The following is a 17179-nucleotide window of genomic DNA, read 5'->3' as shown; positions in this document are numbered from 1 at the left end:
CGGTGGCGCTGCGCTTACCGGGCCTACGAATGAAAAAAATAAATTTGGCCATTACATGGTCAGGGCCAACTGTTGCCTGAAAAAGGGGTCATCATGGAAAAATTAACCTGTTTTAAAGCCTACGATATTCGCGGCAAGCTGGGCGAAGAGCTGAACGAAGACATTGCGTGGCGCATCGGCCGCGCGTACGGCGAATACCTGAAACCACAAACTATCGTGCTTGGCGGCGACGTGCGTCTGACAAGCGAATCCCTGAAGCTGGCGCTGGCGAAAGGGCTACAGGACGCGGGCGTCGATGTGCTGGACATTGGCCTTTCCGGTACCGAAGAGATCTATTTTGCCACCTTCCACCTGGGCGTGGACGGCGGTATCGAAGTGACCGCCAGCCATAACCCGATGGACTACAACGGCATGAAGCTGGTGCGCAAGGGCGCGCGTCCTATCAGCGGCGACACCGGTCTGCGTGACGTGCAGCGTCTGGCCGAGGCCAATGACTTCCCGCCGGTGAACGAAGCGAAGCGCGGCAGCTATAAGCAGATTAACCTGCAAAAAGAGTACATCGACCACCTGCTGGGCTACATCAATGTGGCAAACCTCAAACCGCTGAAGCTGGTGATTAACTCCGGCAACGGCGCGGCAGGCCCGGTTGTAGACGCACTTGAAGCCCGCTTTAAGGCGCTGAACGTGCCGGTGACCTTCGTCAAAGTGCACAACACGCCAGATGGCAACTTCCCGAACGGTATTCCTAACCCGCTGCTGCCGGAGTGCCGCGACGACACCCGCAACGCGGTGATTGAGCACGGCGCCGATATGGGTATCGCCTTTGACGGCGACTTCGACCGCTGCTTCCTGTTCGATGAGAAAGGGCAGTTTATCGAAGGCTACTACATCGTTGGCCTGCTGGCGGAAGCGTTCCTCGAGAAAAACCCGGGGGCGAAAATCATTCACGATCCGCGTCTTTCCTGGAACACCGTCGACGTGGTGAAGGCCGCGGGCGGCGAGCCGGTGATGTCCAAAACCGGCCACGCGTTTATCAAAGAGCGTATGCGTGAGGAAGACGCCATCTACGGCGGCGAGATGAGCGCCCACCACTATTTCCGTGATTTTGCCTACTGCGACAGCGGGATGATCCCGTGGCTGCTGGTGACCGAGCTGCTGTGCCTGAAAGGGCAGAGCCTGGGCGAACTGGTGCGCGACCGCATGGCGGCGTTCCCGGCGAGCGGGGAGATCAACAGCAAACTGGCGCAGCCCGCTGAGGCCATTGCCCGCGTAGAGCACCACTTTGCCATTCATGCGCTGGAGATTGACCGTACCGACGGCATCAGCATGGCGTTCCCGCAGTGGCGCTTTAACCTGCGCTCGTCCAATACCGAGCCGGTGGTGCGCCTGAACGTGGAGTCCCGCGCCGATACCGCGCTGATGGAAGCCCGAACGAAGGACATTCTGGCGCTGTTGAATCAGTAAAAAGAAAACCTTACCCCTCACCCTAACCCTCTCCCCAAAGGGGAGAGGGAACTTGAACACCCTCTCCCCTTTGGGGAGAGGGCCGGGGTGAGGGGCGAGGGGTAAGGTTTAGAACTAAAGGAACAACGATGACAAATCTAAAAAAGCGCGAACGAGCGAGAACGAATGCATCGTTAATCTCTATGGTGCAGCGTTTTTCTGATATCACCATCATGGTCGGCGGACTGTGGGCGGTGTGTTGGGTCAGCGGGCAGTCGTTCTTATACATGCACTTGCTGATGGCGTTGATTGCGCTGGTGGTGTTTCAGATGATCGGCGGCATGACCGATTTTTATCGTTCATGGCGCGGCGTCAAAATGACCACCGAACTGATGCTGCTGCTCCAGAACTGGACCTTAAGCCTGGTTTTCAGCGCAGGCCTGGTGGCGTTCAGCCATGATTTTGATAACCGTCTTGTGACCTATCTCTGCTGGTATCTGTTAACCAGCATTGGCATGGTGGTCTGCCGCTCGCTGATCCGCTTTGGCGCGGGCTGGCTGCGCAACCGCGGGTATAACCGTCGCTTCGTTGCCGTGGCGGGCGATCTGCCGGTGGGGCAGGTGTTGCTCGACAGCTTCCGCAAAGAGCCGTGGTTAGGTTTTGAAGTGGTCGGGATTTATCACGACGCGAAGCCCGGCGGCGTGCCGTCCGACTGGGCTGGTAACTACGAACAGCTTATTGACGATGCGAAAGCCGGCAAAATTCATAACGTCTACATCGCCATGCAGATGAAAGATGAATCCCGCATCAAGAAACTGATGCGCGAGCTGGCGGATACCACCTGCTCGGTGATCCTCATTCCGGATGTCTTCACCTTCAATATTCTCCACTCCCGTATTGAAGAGGTGAACGGGGTACCGGTTGTTCCGCTGTACGACACGCCGCTGTCGGGGATTAACCGCGTGCTGAAGCGCGCGGAAGATATCGTGCTTTCGTCCCTGATCCTGCTGCTCATCTCCCCGGTGCTGTGCTGCATTGCGCTGGCGGTGAAGCTCAGCTCGCCGGGGCCGATCATCTTCCGTCAGACCCGCTACGGCATGGACGGTAAGCCGATCATGGTGTGGAAATTCCGCTCCATGAAGGTGATGGAGAACGACAAGGTGGTGACCCAGGCGACGCAGAACGATCCGCGCGTCACCCGCGTGGGCAACTTCCTGCGCCGTACCTCGCTCGATGAGCTGCCGCAGTTCATCAACGTGTTCACCGGCGGGATGTCCATCGTCGGGCCTCGTCCTCACGCCGTGGCCCATAACGAGCAGTACCGTACCCTGATTGAAGGCTACATGCTGCGCCATAAGGTGAAGCCGGGCATCACCGGCTGGGCGCAGATCAACGGCTGGCGCGGCGAGACCGACACGCTGGAAAAAATGGAAAAACGTATCGAGTTCGATCTGGAGTACATCCGCGAGTGGAGCCTCTGGTTCGATATCAAGATTGTTTTTCTGACCATTTTCAAAGGTTTCGTGAACAAAGCGGCGTACTAAGATGAGCTTACGAGAAAAAACCATCAGCGGTGCGAAATGGTCAGCCATGGCCACCATCGTCATCATTGGCCTCGGCCTGGTGCAGATGACGGTCCTGGCGCGCATTATCGATAACCACCAGTTTGGTCTGCTGACCGTCTCGCTGGTGATTATCGCCCTGGCCGATACGCTGTCGGACTTTGGTATCGCCAACTCCATTATCCAGCGCAAAGAGATCAGCCATCTGGAGCTGACCACCCTCTACTGGCTGAACGTCGGGCTGGGTATCTTCGTTTTTGTGCTGGTGTTCCTGCTGAGCGATGTGATTGCCGGCGTGCTGCATAACCCGGACCTGGCGCCGCTGATGCGTACCCTGTCGTTCGCTTTCGTGGTGATCCCGCACGGGCAGCAGTTCCGCGCGCTGATGCAGAAAGAGCTGGAGTTCAACAAAATCGGCATGATTGAGACCAGCGCCGTGCTGGCGGGCTTTACCTTCACCGTGGTCAGCGCCCATTTCTGGCCGCTGGCGATGACCGCCATCCTCGGCTACCTCGTTAACTCTGCCGTGCGTACGCTGCTATTCGGCTTCTTTGGCCGTAAGTTTTATCGCCCGGGGCTGCATTTTTCGCTGGCGTCTGTTTCATCCAACCTGCGCTTCGGCGCGTGGCTGACGGCAGACAGCATTATCAACTACGTAAATACTAACCTCTCCACGCTGGTGCTGGCGCGCATTCTGGGCGCGAGCGTCGCGGGTGGCTACAACCTGGCGTATAACGTCGCGGTTGTCCCGCCGATGAAGCTCAACCCGATTATTACCCGCGTCCTGTTCCCGGCGTTCGCCAAAATTCAGGACGATACCGAGAAGCTGCGCGTGAATTTTTACAAGCTGCTCTCCGTGGTGGGGATCATCAACTTCCCGGTCCTGCTGGGGCTGATGGTGGTCGCCAGCAATTTCGTACCGCTGGTGTTTGGCGAGAAGTGGAACAGCATCATCCCAATCCTGCAACTGCTGTGCGTCGTGGGGCTGCTGCGCTCGGTGGGGAACCCGATTGGTTCTCTGCTGATGGCAAAGGCGCGCGTGGATATCAGCTTCAAGTTCAACGTGTTTAAAACCTTCCTGTTTATTCCGGCAATTATTGTGGGCGGGCACATGGCGGGTGCCATTGGCGTGACGCTCGGCTTCCTGCTGGTGCAAATCGTCAATACCGTGCTGAGCTACTTCGTGATGATCAAACCGGTGCTGGGCTCCAGCTACCGTCAGTACATCCTCAGCCTGTGGCTGCCGTTCTATCTCTCCTTACCGACGCTTGCGGTGAGCTACGGCCTGGGCGTGGTGCTCAACGGGCATCTGCCGCTGGCGGCGCTGCTTGCGGTGCAGGTCGCGGCAGGCGCGCTGGCGTTCGGCGTGATGATTGTGCTGTCACGCAATGCGCTGGTGGTCGAGATGAAGCGCCAGTTTTGCCGTAACGAAAAAATGAAAACGCTGCTTCGCGCAGGCTAATTTTACGAGGCCATTATGAAATTACTTATTCTTGGCAACCATACCTGCGGCAACCGTGGCGACAGCGCCATCCTGCGCGGTTTACTGGATGCAATTAACACCCTTAAGCCTGAGACAGAAGTGGATGTGATGAGCCGTTATCCGGTCAGCTCATCCTGGTTACTGAACCGCCCGGTGATGGGCGACCCGCTCTACAGCCAGATGAAACAGCACAACAACGCTGCGGGCGTGATGGGGCGCGTGAAGAAAGTGCTGCGTCGCCGCTACCAGCATCAGGTGCTGCTTTCTCGCGTGACCGACACCGGCAAGCTGCGCAACATCGCCATTGCGCAGGGCTTTACCGATTTTGTGCGTCTGCTGTCCGGCTATGACGCCATTATTCAGGTGGGCGGTTCGTTCTTCGTCGATCTGTACGGCGTGCCGCAGTTTGAGCATGCGCTTTGTACCTTCATGGCGAAAAAGCCGCTGTTTATGATTGGCCACAGCGTCGGGCCATTCCAGGATCCGCAGTTTAACCAGCTGGCGAACTATGTCTTCGGCCACTGCGACGCGCTGATCCTGCGTGAATCGGTCAGCCTCGACATGATGAAGCGCAGCGAAATCGACACCACCAAAGTGGAGCACGGTGTAGACACCGCCTGGCTGGTGGATCATCAGGATGACAGCTTCCAGGCCAGCTACGCGGTACAGCACTGGCTGGACGTGGCGGCAAAGCAGAAAACCGTCGCCATTACCCTGCGTGAACTTGCGCCGTTCGATAAACGCCTCGGCACGACCCAGGCGGCGTACGAGAAAGCCTTTGCCGACGTGGTGAACCGCGTGCTGGACAGCGGTTACCAGGTGCTGGCGCTTTCCACCTGTACCGGTATCGACAGCTACAACAAAGATGACCGTATGGTGGCGCTCAACCTGCGCAACCTGGTGAACGATCCGTCCCGCTATCACGTGGTGATGGACGAGCTGAACGATCTGGAGATGGGCAAGCTGCTCTCCGCCTGCGACCTGACCGTGGGCACGCGTCTGCACTCGGCCATTATCTCGATGAACTTCGGCACGCCAGCCATCGCCATCAACTACGAACACAAGTCCGCGGGCATTATGCAGCAGCTCGGTATGCCTGAAATGGCCGTCGATATTCGTCATCTGCTGGACGGATCGCTGGGTGCGATGGTGGGCGACACGCTCGGCCAGTTGCCTGCGATCAACGAACGTCTGGCGGTGGCGGTAAAAGCCGAACGCGAAAAAGGTATTGGCATGGTGAAATCCGTACTCGACCGCGTCCGGGAGGGGAAATGAAGGTTGGTTTCTTCTTACTGAAATTTCCGCTGTCGTCTGAAACTTTTGTGCTGAACCAAATCACCGCGTTTATCGATATGGGGTATGACGTGGAGATTATCGCCCTGCAAAAGGGCGATACGCAAAACACCCATGCGGCGTATACCCGGTATGGGCTGGAGGCAAAAACCCGCTGGTTGCAAGATGAACCCGCCGGACGGATGAACAAACTGCGCCATCGCGCCGGACAGACGCTGCGCGGCCTGCATCGCGCCTCGACGTGGCGGGCGCTGAATATGTCGCGCTATGGGGCGGAGGCCCGCAACCTGATCTTATCCGCCATTTGCGGGCAAACGGCCCAGCCGTACCGGGCCGATGTCTTTATCGCCCACTTTGGCCCGGCGGGCGTAACGGCGGCAAAACTGCGTGAGCTGGGGGTGATTGACGGCAAAATCGCGACCATTTTCCACGGTATCGACATCTCCAGCCGGGAAGTGCTGAACCACTACACGCCGGAATATCAGCAGCTGTTCCGCCGTGGCGACATGATGCTGCCGATAAGCAACCTGTGGGCCGGGCGCCTGAAAACCATGGGGTGCCCGAGCGAGAAAATCACCGTTTCACGCATGGGCGTGGATATGGAACGTTTCACTCAGCGACCGGTTAAGGTGCCGGGCAAGCCGCTGCAAATTATCTCTGTTGCCCGCCTGACCGAAAAGAAAGGGCTGCACGTAGCCATCGAAGCCTGTCGCCAGCTGAAGGCGCGTGGTGTGGACTTCCACTACCGCATCCTGGGTATCGGGCCGTGGGAGCGTCGCCTGCGCACGCTGATTGAACAGTATCAGCTGGAAGACGTGGTCGAGATGCCGGGCTTCAAGCCGAGCCACGAAGTGAAAGCCATGCTTGATGACGCGGATGTGTTCCTGCTGCCTTCCGTAACCGGCGCCGACGGCGATATGGAAGGCATTCCCGTGGCGCTGATGGAGGCGATGGCGGTCGGCATTCCGGTGGTCTCGACCCTGCACAGCGGGATCCCGGAGCTGATCACCTCTGAGCATTCCGGCTGGCTGGTCCCTGAAAACAATGCGCTGGCGCTGGCGGATCGTCTGGCTGCGTTCAGTGATATCGATCAGCAGACGCTGATCCCTGTGCTGCAAAATGCGCGGCAAAAAGTTGAAGCAGAATTCAATCAGCAGGTGATTAATCGCCAGTTAGCGAGCCTGCTGCAAACGCTGTAACGCTGAGGTTGTATGCTGAAAAAGATTACCCGACGCCGATTTGTCTCTTCTTTATCCGTCCTGGCTGCCATGCCGCTGCTGTCGCCCCGCGCTGCGCGGGCGGCGACCGGGAAGACGGTTTCTGTCGATCGCTACAACAATAACGACTGGATCGCCGCCTTTAAGCAGGCCTTTGCCGAGGGCGATACCGTTGTTGTTCCCGCCGGGTTAACCTGTGAAAACATCAATACCGGCATTTTCATTCCTGATGGCAAAACCCTGCTGATCCGCGGCGCGCTGAAGGGCAACGGGCGCGGGCGGTTCGTGCTCCAGGAAGGCTGTAAGGTCATTGGGGAAGGAGAGGGGCGCACGCATAACATTACGCTGGACGTGCGTGGCTCCGACTGTGTCATTAAAGGGCTGGCGATGAGCGGCTTCGGCCCCGTCACCCAGATCTACATCGGCGGTAAAAAGCCGAGAGTGATGCGTAACCTGCTTATCGATCGCATTGCCGTGAGTCAGGCCAACTACGCCATTCTGCGCCAGGGTTTCCATAATCAGGTGGACGGTGCGCGCATTACCAACAGCAAATTCAGTCATTTGCAGGGTGACGCGATTGAGTGGAACGTGGCGATTAACGACCGTAATATCCTGATCTCTGACCACGTGATCGATAACATCAACTGCACAAACGGCAAGATCAACTGGGGCATAGGCATTGGGCTGGCTGGCAGCACGTACGACAATGACTATCCGGAACAGCAGACCGTTAAAAACTTCGTGGTGGCGAATATCACCGGCAGCAACTGTCGGCAGCTGGTGCATGTTGAAAACGGTAAACACTTTGTGATCCGTAATATCAAGGCCAGCAATATTACTCCCGACTTCAGTAAAAAGGCCGGAATTGATAACGCAACGGTAGCTATTTATGGTTGTGATAATTTCGTTATCGATAATATCGATATGGTGAACAGCGCCGGAATGTTAATCGGGTATGGCGTGATCAAGGGCGATTATCTGTCGATACCGCAAAACTTCAAACTTAACGATATTCGCCTGGATAACCGACAGCTTGCCTATAAGCTGCGCGGGATACAGATTTCCTCCGGCAATGCTACGTCGTTTGTTGCCATCACCAACGTTGAGATGCAGCGGGCAACGCTTGAGCTGCATAACAAACCCCAGCACCTTTTCTTACGTAATATCAACGTGATGCAGGAGTCAACGACGGGGCCGGCTTTGAAGATGAACTTCGATTTGCGCAAAGACGTGCGCGGGAAGTTTATGGCTAAAAACGAGACGTTGCTGTCGCTTGCGAACATAAAAGCGGTTAATGAAAAGGGGCAGAGCTCGGTGGTTATTGATCGGGTCGATCAACACGTGGTGAATACGGAACGGTTGAATTTTGCGCTGCCGCACAGGTAATCGCACAGACTATTTTGCGACTATTCCTGGAACAGAATCGCGATCTATTCAGATTACAACTACTGTAATTTGTGGTGGGGTGACCTAGGATTACTTCATATTTACGGCAAAACATGCTGGCGAAAACAGGTTTAAAAGCTATAATTCGTCAACCATTTTAAGGTGGAAGAAATAATGATTAATTTGAAAGCAGTCATACCGGTAGCGGGTCTGGGCATGCACATGTTGCCCGCCACAAAGGCCATTCCTAAAGAGATGCTGCCGATCGTTGACAAGCCGATGATTCAGTACATCGTCGACGAGATTGTTGCTGCGGGGATCAAAGAAATCGTTCTGGTGACGCACTCTTCGAAGAATGCCGTTGAGAACCACTTCGACACCTCTTATGAACTCGAGGCTCTGCTTGAGCAGCGCGTTAAGCGTCAGCTTCTGGCAGAAGTTCAGTCTATCTGTCCTCCTGGCGTGACCATCATGAACGTGCGTCAGGCGCAGCCGCTGGGTCTGGGCCACTCAATCCTCTGCGCGCGTCCGGTAGTGGGTGATAACCCGTTCATCGTGGTTCTGCCGGACATCATTATTGATACCGCTTCCGCCGATCCGCTGCGTTATAACCTGGCGGCAATGGTCGCTCGCTTCAACGAGACGGGCCGCAGCCAGGTGCTGGCGAAACGTATGAAGGGCGATCTCTCCGAGTATTCTGTTATTCAGACTAAAGAGCCTCTGGAGACAGAAGGGCAGGTGAGCCGGATCGTTGAGTTTATCGAAAAACCCGATCAGCCGCAGACCCTGGACTCCGACCTGATGGCAGTCGGCCGTTATGTGCTGAATGCGGATATCTGGGCTGAGCTGGAAAAAACCGAGCCGGGTGCCTGGGATCGTATCCAGCTGACCGATGCGATTGCTGAGCTGGCGAAGAAGCAGTCCGTTGATGCCATGCTGATGACCGGCGATAGCTATGACTGCGGTAAGAAAATGGGGTATATGCAGGCGTTTGTGAACTATGGCCTGCGTAACCTGAAGGAAGGGGCGAAGTTCAGAAGCCGGATTGAGAAGTTGCTGGCTAACGACTGATACTTCTTCCGCAGCCTTAAAGTCTTCATGCGCGGCAGTCATCATTTTAGTTATGTTGTTACATAACAAAAATGATGACTGCCGCTTTTTATTATTAATTCCCATGATAACAGAGAGTTACCTGCTTCAAATCTGGGCTGATTTGTAACGATTTGTGCTTGTTTCCGAGACCATTTAAGACGACAATTAACGCCAGTTTTTGTCTGAAATCAGACAGCCAATCTTATATTCAACACTCGCTCAGTGCACTGGTAGCTGTCAAGCCAGGGGCGGTAGCGTGCAAAATTTCTAATCCTAAATTAATACCAGGGTTTAGAACGCCAATATCTCGATATATCTACAAAACGGAATAGATAACGTGAAAATTCTTGTGACGGGTGGAGCCGGCTTTATCGGCTCAGCGGTTGTACGACATATTATTACTAATACCCATGACGAAGTCGTCAATGTGGATAAACTGACGTATGCCGGCAACCTCGAGTCCCTTAACGATGTCAGCGCCAGTGAACGTTATGTTTTTGAGCATGCAGATATTTGTGATAAAGCGGCTATGGATCGTATTTTTGCTGAACATAAACCGGATGCGGTAATGCATCTGGCGGCCGAAAGCCACGTTGACCGTTCCATTACTGGCCCGGCGGCATTCATTGAAACCAACATTGTTGGGACGTATGTGCTTCTGGAAGCTGCACGTGCTTACTGGTCAACCCTCGATGACGCAGCGAAAAAAGCGTTTCGCTTCCATCATATCTCCACCGATGAAGTGTACGGGGATCTGCCGCACCCGGATGAACATCCGGCATCCGCAGACCTGCCGCTTTTCACTGAAACCACAGCCTACGCGCCAAGCAGCCCGTACTCTGCCTCCAAAGCATCCAGCGACCATCTTGTTCGTGCCTGGCTGCGCACTTACGGCTTCCCGACCATCGTGACTAACTGTTCGAATAACTACGGACCGTATCATTTCCCTGAGAAGCTGATCCCACTTGTGATCTTGAACGCCCTTGACGGTAAAGCGTTGCCGATTTACGGCAAAGGCGACCAGATCCGTGACTGGCTTTATGTAGAAGATCATGCGCGTGCGCTTTACACCGTTGTGACTCAGGGCAAACCGGGTGAGACTTACAACATCGGTGGTCATAACGAAAAGCAAAACCTGGACGTTGTGCACACTATTTGCGATCTGCTGGATGAGATCGTCCCGAAAGAAGGCTCGTACCGCGACCAAATTACGTATGTTGCCGATCGCCCAGGACATGACCGCCGCTATGCGATTGATGCGCATAAAATTGGGGTGGAACTGGGCTGGAAGCCTGAAGAGACGTTCGAAAGCGGAATTCGTAAGACCGTGGAATGGTATCTGAGCAACCAGGAGTGGGTTAATAACGTAAAAAGCGGTGCTTATAAAACCTGGATCGAACAGAACTACGGGGAACGTCAATAATGAATATTCTTCTGTTCGGCAAAACAGGGCAAGTGGGCTGGGAGCTTCAGCGCGCGCTGGCTCCACTTGGCAATCTGATTGCGCTTGATGTGCATTCTAAAGATTACTGCGGTGATTTCAGCAACCCGGAAGGGATTGCTGAGACGGTTCGTAATATTAAACCTGACGTGATCGTCAATGCAGCCGCACACACCGCAGTGGATAAAGCAGAGTCGGAACCTGAGTTTGCGCAGTTACTGAATGCGACAAGCGTTGAGGCTATCGCGAAAGAAGCTGCAAAAATCGGCGCCTGGGTTGTTCACTACTCCACGGATTACGTCTTCCCCGGTGATGGCGAAACCCCCTGGAGTGAAACGGATGCGACGGCACCGCTGAATGTTTATGGTCAGACGAAGCTGGATGGCGAAAAAGCATTGCAGGATAATTGCCCTAATCATCTGATTTTCCGTACAAGCTGGGTATATGCAGGTAAAGGCAACAATTTTGCTAAGACCATGCTACGTCTGGCGAAAGAACGCAAAGAACTTTCCGTCATTAACGATCAGGTGGGTGCCCCAACAGGCGCTGAGCTGTTAGCCGACTGTACCGCCCACGCCATTCGTATCGCGATGGTGAAACCAGAAGTTGCCGGGCTTTATCATCTGGTCGCTTCTGAGACGACAACCTGGTACGGCTATGCGGCGCTGGTGTTTGAGGAAGCCCAAAAGGCAGGCGTTGAGTTGGCGATTGAAAAGCTGAATGCTGTACCAACCACGGCATATCCGACGCCTGCGCGTCGCCCGCATAACTCACGCTTAAATACCATGAAGTTCCAGCAGAACTTCAACCTGGTATTACCAGCATGGCATGTTGGTGTGAAGCGTATGCTGGCTGAGCTTTTCACGGCGCAATCCATTTAATCATTAAATAAATGCCCGTTTACGGGCATTTCGTGTTTATAGAGAAATTATAATGGCTACACGAAAAGGTATTATCCTTGCCGGCGGATCCGGCACTCGTCTCTACCCAGTGACCATGGCGGTTAGCAAGCAACTACTGCCAATTTACGACAAACCCATGATTTACTACCCGTTGTCTACGCTGATGCTGGCAGGGATTAAAGATATTCTGATCATTAGTACGCCGCAGGATACTCCGCGCTTTGAGCAGTTGCTCGGTAACGGCAGCCAGTGGGGGTTAAACCTTCAATATAAAGTCCAGCCAAGCCCGGACGGACTGGCACAGGCCTTTATCATTGGCGAAGAGTTTATTGGTGACGATAGCTGTGCGCTGGTGCTGGGCGATAATATTTTCTATGGTCATGACTTGCCGAAACAGCTGGAAGCCGCAGTAAACAAAGGTGATGGTGCAACCGTATTCGCCTACCACGTTAATGATCCTGAACGTTATGGTGTGGTGGAGTTCGATAAGGATGGCACGGCAATTAGCCTGGAAGAGAAACCGCTGGAGCCGAAGAGCAACTATGCCGTAACGGGACTCTATTTCTATGATAACGATGTAGTGGAGATGGCGAAGAACCTGAAGCCTTCTGCACGCGGTGAGCTGGAAATTACCGACATTAACCGTATTTATCTGGAACAGGGGCGTTTGTCCGTTGCGATGATGGGGCGTGGCTATGCGTGGCTGGATACAGGAACCCATCAGAGCCTGATCGAGGCGAGCAATTTTATTGCAACGATTGAAGAGCGTCAGGGGCTGAAAGTGTCCTGCCCTGAAGAGATTGCGTATCGCAAAGGGTTTATTGATGCTGAGCAGGTGAAGAAGCTGGCTGAACCATTGAAGAAAAATGCCTATGGCCAATACCTGCTGAAGATGATTAAAGGTTATTAAGACATGAACGTAATTAAAACTAATATTCCTGATGTGCTGATTTTTGAACCAAAGGTATTTGGTGACGATCGTGGTTTTTTCTTTGAAAGTTTCAGCCAAAAAGTATTTGAAGAGGCGGTAGGTCGTAAAGTCGAGTTTGTGCAGGATAATCATTCTAAATCTTGTAAAGGCGTTTTGCGTGGTCTGCATTATCAACTGGAACCGTACGCACAGGGTAAATTGGTGCGTTGTGTCGCTGGGGAAGTATTTGATGTAGCGGTTGATATTCGAAAATCTTCACCTACTTATGGGAGCTGGGTAGGGTTTTATCTTTCTGCTGAAAATAAACGACAATTATGGATCCCTGAAGGGTTCGCTCATGGTTTCTACGTGATAAGTGACACTGCGGAATTCGTATATAAAACAACCAACTATTATCATCCGGATAGTGATCGTGGTATAAAATGGGATGATACAACGATTGGTATTAATTGGCCTTTAAGTGAAAAACCTAGCTTATCAGCAAAAGATGCTAATCAGTCGAATTTTATCGATCTATGACATACAATAAAAAAGCACAAAGCCTCATTTTTACTGTGGACCAGATTATGGACTCTGGTCTTATATTTCTTTTTATCGCAATTGGCGGAAATTTACTTAGTGGGACAGAGATGGCAAAGGTTGTTGTCGCTCAGTCTATTGCCTTAGTATGTGTATTATTTTGTTCTTGTTTTACAACACAGTATCTTTTGCTAAGATATAAAAACCAAACTCATAGTTATTGGTTAAAGTTGTTTTTATTCTTTGTGGTTATTACTGCTGCTATTATTGTTGTTTGGTTCAAGTCACCTCTGATACTGTCACTTTTTGTTATAGGTATTGTCTCTGAATTTTTTAAACGTTATTGCTATTATACTGATAAGTCATTGATATCTGGTTGCGCAATGATCTCAACAGCCACGATATTTACAGTAATGATGCTTTTGGCATGGTTTAAAATAATAACTTTCGATTCGACTAGCTATGTTTATTTCTATTGCCTAGCAAAATTTCTCCCTTTTTTAATAGTGGTTCCGTTTTTCTTCAAAAGCAAAGAAAAAAGCAAAGCCCATGCTGTGTGTAATGATCCTTTCAAGCATATAATTCAGGATTCTTTGAAGCTGGGAGGGGTATTCTCAATAATCACGATCATTTATTGGGTCACTAACCAAGGCTTTTTTATCCTTTTCAAAAATGAAATTCCAGCAAATGAATTAGTAAAGTTAAGAATTACTCAAAATGTATTCGGCATTGTAACAATGTTGATAACATTGTACGATTCAATATTTCTCAAAAGTAATATCAACAATGATGAGAAAATATTTATCTGGAAAAAATATTTTCATTTTATATTTGTTGCTATAGGTTTGATCATTGTCAATTACTTAATACTCTATTTTCTTTCTATAACCATTTATATTCACATTGATGTTTTTGAATATGCCTTTTATCTTGCTATGGGACAATTATTTTATTTGTTTTCACGGATGCCAATTTTAATAATGAAGTTAAGATATAATCTCACACTGATATTAATATTGTACTTAGTGTCTCTGTTTATATCATTTGCTTATCTTTTGTTAAATAAAAACAATAGTGATTTCCAATACATTGTAGAGTCGATAGCACTCGCCAATTTCCTAATATTTGTTTTCTCATTGATCATCGTTTCTAAAAAGGAAAAACAACATGGGTAAGTATACTGAGGCATTTTTTGCTCTGTCGACTGAGTTCAAAGATCGATTGTTAGCAATTGGAAAAGATAAAGTGCCTGTTAATTATTACACTCGACATAATAATTGGGGTGATCAGCTTAACAAATATTTGATTGAGAAAATAACGAAGAAAACGGTAGTAAAAAATAATTTCAAACAATCACCTCATATACTTGCGATCGGTAGTGTTTTGTCCAGTGCATCGTCAAAAAGTATAATATGGGGAAGTGGTTTTATATCCAAGGATGCCCCGTTAAAAACCAAAGATTTAGATATTAGATCTGTACGTGGTGTTTTAACTCGTAATCGTCTGAGGAATGAATTTGGTATCAATTGCCCAGATGTGCTGGGGGATCCTGCTGTGTTGCTTCCTCTGTTCTATGATGCGAAACACATAACCAAAAAATACAAAGTGGGAGTAATTCCACATTACAAAGATAAAGAATTGCCTGCGGTGCAGTCATTACTCAAAAACGGTTGTGTTTTGGTTGATATTCAGAATGATATTGAACCATTTATTGATAAAATGAATGAGTGCGAATTCATTATTTCCTCCTCACTACATGGGTTGATAGCCGCAGATACTTATGGCATACCTAATCTTTGGGTTGCTTTTAGTGACAAAGTTCTTGGAGGTGAATATAAATTCTGTGATTACTATAGTACCACTGATAACAATGCGCCGAAGGTATGTATCGTTAGCGGAGCTGGCAATTATTCGCTTGAAGATTTATTAGCAAAGTGTCGTTGTAACCAATTTACTCGTAGTAAAGAAGATTTGCTTAAGGCGTTTCCTACTGAATATCGATAACTGTTCTACTTCTTAGATGAGTTTTTAAATGCTAATAGCACTACTCGCAATATTACTTTTACTACAATTCCTTTCGTTATATCTTGAAGGTAATAAAGTAAATTCTCAGGTTTTAAATAGATTTTTATCATTTTTTGTATTTCTTACACTTCTGGTGCTATTTTTATTCAAAAATGAATATTTTGGTGCTGATACCAAGAACTATCTAAATGAATTTACGGACTATTGTTTAAATCCAGAATCTTACACTGGCTTAGACTATACCTATAAAATAATCTTTAACCTTTTGAATTTTTTAATGGCCGAAAGATGTGAAGTGAATTGGATAATTTGGCTATGGCCGTATTTTGTTATTAGCATTATTTTCATTACAACGCTGGTATTTAAGCTTGATAAACTGATAATAATAACGCTCTTCTCTTCATTTATTGGTATTGAATTATTAACAAATGCCATGAGGCAAGGGTTTTCAATTGCAATACTTTTTTTATCTTTTTCATTTTATTTCAAACGACGCTATGTTTCTTTTGGAGTCCTGGCTGCACTATCTCTACTTTTTCATCAGGCATCTGCACTAATTATTGTTATATTTATAATATCAAGGTTAAATTATAAGTTAATCGTTCCATCAATGGTAATGGGTATATTCTTATTATTTGGAACGGCATATCTAGATTTTGTGCCAGGTGTATTAAGTTTCAAAGCTTCAATTTATAAATATATGCCATATGCCAGTGATGATTTTATCGTAAGGTTAATTAGTCTAATAAATTTAATGCTAACTTTTTTTGTTTATTTGTCCTTTGCAAGAAAGTTCTTAGTAAAAGATGTCCTTACATTAAATGTTATTATTAACATAGTTGCTATATGCTCAATAGTTTCAATCGTGCCATATTTAGGCTTTAGAGTGGTTTACGGAGTATATCCTTTATTTTTATTAATGACGTATATTAGCGTTAAACGGTATAGTCAACAATCGTACAAATTTCTTTCATATGTGACATGTGGTAACATCTTTATTACCATTTTGTGGTTATGTGGTTCGGCTCATATGCGTGCAATACCTTTTGTGAGTATAATATGAAAACAAGAGAATTTGGTATCTCTGTTGTAATTCCATCTTATAATAGAATTGATACTTTACTTAGAGCTGTAGATTCAATTGATTCTTGTCAAAAAGAAAAGGTGGAGATTATAGTTGTAGATGATTGCTCAGATTTTGATATTTATTCGGTGTTACAGCGTTATAATAAAAATAATATTCCAATTCGTATTTTTAAAAATAGCACAAATAAAGGGCCACAGGTCTCCAGAAATGTAGGGATTAGGCGTGCTTCATTTGAGTTTGTTGCGTTCCTCGACTCAGATGATTATTTTAGCCCTGATAAGATTGACTGGCTTTTACAAATTTTAGCGAATCAAGACATTGATCTTTTATATCATGCCGTTGATGGTTGCGAAAAGTACAATAAAATCTCAAATTTATGGTTTAAAACTTTTGGTAAATTACTCCATTTTCGCTGGTTTATATGTCTCCTTAATCCATGTGTAACGCCTAGTGTGGTGATTAGAGTTAAAAAATGCCTTTTTAATCCAACATTAAGATATTCGGAAGATTATGCATTTCTTTTATCATATGTAGAATCCACAACTAGGGTTAAGTATTGTGATAGCGTGCATACTACGGTACCACGAGCAATTGGTACTACTGGCGGGGTGTCTGGTAATTTAATTAAAATGCGTAAAGGTGAAATTAAAGGTAAGGAAAATCTACTTCGGAAAAACAACGTATCACATATTTTCCAGTATGCCCTTTCTTTAATTTTTGTCAGTGCTCGTGTATTATCTGATTTAATACGAAAAAGATATAATTTCAAAGACTTTATCAAATCAAATTGAAATGCAT

Annotated in this window: 15 protein-coding genes; all 15 read left to right on the top strand. The window is 48.9% G+C overall.

Annotation, left to right across the window (positions count from 1 at the left end; genetic code table 11):
• The first annotated feature begins 93 nt into the window (after positions 1-93).
• Positions 94-1464: a colanic acid biosynthesis phosphomannomutase CpsG gene (cpsG, locus tag DD597_RS07475; RefSeq protein ID WP_003863524.1), complete on the top strand. Its 1371-nt coding sequence runs from the start codon at positions 94-96 to the stop codon at positions 1462-1464.
• A 128-nt stretch (positions 1465-1592) separates the two neighbouring features.
• Entirely contained in the window at positions 1593-2987 is a 1395-nt protein-coding gene (gene wcaJ / locus DD597_RS07470; RefSeq protein ID WP_032659376.1) for an undecaprenyl-phosphate glucose phosphotransferase, read from the top strand.
• A gap of 1 nt (position 2988) precedes the next feature.
• Positions 2989-4467, top strand: a complete 1479-nt coding sequence (wzxC, locus tag DD597_RS07465) for a colanic acid undecaprenyl disphosphate flippase WzxC (protein ID WP_129256062.1) — start codon at positions 2989-2991, stop codon at positions 4465-4467.
• Positions 4468-4482: 15 nt separating this feature from the next.
• Positions 4483-5763, top strand: a complete 1281-nt coding sequence (gene wcaK / locus DD597_RS07460; RefSeq protein WP_006811234.1) for a colanic acid biosynthesis pyruvyl transferase WcaK — start codon at positions 4483-4485, stop codon at positions 5761-5763.
• Complete coding sequence (gene wcaL, locus DD597_RS07455) at positions 5760-6980, top strand: colanic acid biosynthesis glycosyltransferase WcaL (RefSeq protein WP_023324940.1); 1221 nt, start codon at positions 5760-5762, stop codon at positions 6978-6980. The genes wcaK and wcaL overlap by 4 nt, the downstream gene beginning before the upstream one ends.
• A gap of 12 nt (positions 6981-6992) precedes the next feature.
• Positions 6993-8384 (top strand): colanic acid biosynthesis protein WcaM, encoded by a 1392-nt coding sequence (wcaM, locus tag DD597_RS07450; RefSeq protein ID WP_129256061.1) that lies wholly within the window; start codon positions 6993-6995, stop codon positions 8382-8384.
• A 174-nt stretch (positions 8385-8558) separates the two neighbouring features.
• The gene (gene galF, locus DD597_RS07445) at positions 8559-9455 is read left to right on the top strand and encodes a GalU regulator GalF (protein WP_017383282.1); all 897 of its coding nucleotides are present in this window, start codon (positions 8559-8561) and stop codon (positions 9453-9455) included.
• 358 nt (positions 9456-9813) lie between these two features.
• The gene (gene rfbB, locus DD597_RS07440; protein WP_045896142.1) at positions 9814-10899 is read left to right on the top strand and encodes a dTDP-glucose 4,6-dehydratase; all 1086 of its coding nucleotides are present in this window, start codon (positions 9814-9816) and stop codon (positions 10897-10899) included.
• A complete protein-coding gene (rfbD, locus tag DD597_RS07435) occupies positions 10899-11798 on the top strand; it encodes a dTDP-4-dehydrorhamnose reductase (protein ID WP_129256060.1) in 900 nt (299 codons plus the stop codon). Before rfbB ends, rfbD begins: the two co-directional genes overlap by 1 nt.
• A gap of 52 nt (positions 11799-11850) precedes the next feature.
• Positions 11851-12729: a glucose-1-phosphate thymidylyltransferase RfbA gene (gene rfbA, locus DD597_RS07430; RefSeq protein WP_045896140.1), complete on the top strand. Its 879-nt coding sequence runs from the start codon at positions 11851-11853 to the stop codon at positions 12727-12729.
• A 3-nt stretch (positions 12730-12732) separates the two neighbouring features.
• Entirely contained in the window at positions 12733-13269 is a 537-nt protein-coding gene (gene rfbC, locus DD597_RS07425; RefSeq protein ID WP_045896139.1) for a dTDP-4-dehydrorhamnose 3,5-epimerase, read from the top strand.
• Between the two features lie 47 nt (positions 13270-13316).
• Positions 13317-14444, top strand: a complete 1128-nt coding sequence (locus DD597_RS07420; protein ID WP_126501384.1) for a hypothetical protein — start codon at positions 13317-13319, stop codon at positions 14442-14444.
• Entirely contained in the window at positions 14437-15273 is an 837-nt protein-coding gene (locus DD597_RS07415; RefSeq protein ID WP_049126683.1) for a polysaccharide pyruvyl transferase family protein, read from the top strand. The genes DD597_RS07420 and DD597_RS07415 overlap by 8 nt, the downstream gene beginning before the upstream one ends.
• Before the next feature lie 28 nt (positions 15274-15301).
• On the top strand, positions 15302-16357 hold the full coding sequence (locus DD597_RS07410) for an EpsG family protein (protein WP_061856585.1): 1056 nt from the start codon (positions 15302-15304) through the stop codon (positions 16355-16357).
• Complete coding sequence (locus tag DD597_RS07405; RefSeq protein ID WP_072050905.1) at positions 16354-17172, top strand: glycosyltransferase family A protein; 819 nt, start codon at positions 16354-16356, stop codon at positions 17170-17172. Before DD597_RS07410 ends, DD597_RS07405 begins: the two co-directional genes overlap by 4 nt.
• Positions 17173-17179 lie beyond the last annotated feature (7 nt).

The sequence above is a fragment of the Enterobacter cloacae complex sp. 677-3DZ2D5B genome (assembly GCF_004136695.1).
Classification (GTDB): Bacteria; Pseudomonadota; Gammaproteobacteria; order Enterobacterales; family Enterobacteriaceae; genus Enterobacter; species Enterobacter hormaechei_C.
Note: the sequence above shows the minus strand (reverse complement) of the source record. Positions and strands in the feature narration are given on the sequence as shown.

What these genes read in the sequence shown, in the direction of transcription:
- DD597_RS07415 (WP_049126683.1), top strand. Translation starts at nt 14,437, where the DNA reads ATGGGTAAGTATACTGAGGCATTTTTTGCTCTGTCGACTGAGTTCAAA.
- galF (WP_017383282.1), top strand. Translation starts at nt 8,559, where the DNA reads ATGATTAATTTGAAAGCAGTCATACCGGTAGCGGGTCTGGGCATGCAC.
- rfbA (WP_045896140.1), top strand. Translation starts at nt 11,851, where the DNA reads ATGGCTACACGAAAAGGTATTATCCTTGCCGGCGGATCCGGCACTCGT.
- DD597_RS07405 (WP_072050905.1), top strand. Translation starts at nt 16,354, where the DNA reads ATGAAAACAAGAGAATTTGGTATCTCTGTTGTAATTCCATCTTATAAT.
- DD597_RS07410 (WP_061856585.1), top strand. Translation starts at nt 15,302, where the DNA reads ATGCTAATAGCACTACTCGCAATATTACTTTTACTACAATTCCTTTCG.
- cpsG (WP_003863524.1), top strand. Translation starts at nt 94, where the DNA reads ATGGAAAAATTAACCTGTTTTAAAGCCTACGATATTCGCGGCAAGCTG.
- wcaK (WP_006811234.1), top strand. Translation starts at nt 4,483, where the DNA reads ATGAAATTACTTATTCTTGGCAACCATACCTGCGGCAACCGTGGCGAC.
- wcaM (WP_129256061.1), top strand. Translation starts at nt 6,993, where the DNA reads ATGCTGAAAAAGATTACCCGACGCCGATTTGTCTCTTCTTTATCCGTC.
- wcaL (WP_023324940.1), top strand. Translation starts at nt 5,760, where the DNA reads ATGAAGGTTGGTTTCTTCTTACTGAAATTTCCGCTGTCGTCTGAAACT.
- rfbD (WP_129256060.1), top strand. Translation starts at nt 10,899, where the DNA reads ATGAATATTCTTCTGTTCGGCAAAACAGGGCAAGTGGGCTGGGAGCTT.
- DD597_RS07420 (WP_126501384.1), top strand. Translation starts at nt 13,317, where the DNA reads ATGGACTCTGGTCTTATATTTCTTTTTATCGCAATTGGCGGAAATTTA.
- wzxC (WP_129256062.1), top strand. Translation starts at nt 2,989, where the DNA reads ATGAGCTTACGAGAAAAAACCATCAGCGGTGCGAAATGGTCAGCCATG.
- wcaJ (WP_032659376.1), top strand. Translation starts at nt 1,593, where the DNA reads ATGACAAATCTAAAAAAGCGCGAACGAGCGAGAACGAATGCATCGTTA.
- rfbC (WP_045896139.1), top strand. Translation starts at nt 12,733, where the DNA reads ATGAACGTAATTAAAACTAATATTCCTGATGTGCTGATTTTTGAACCA.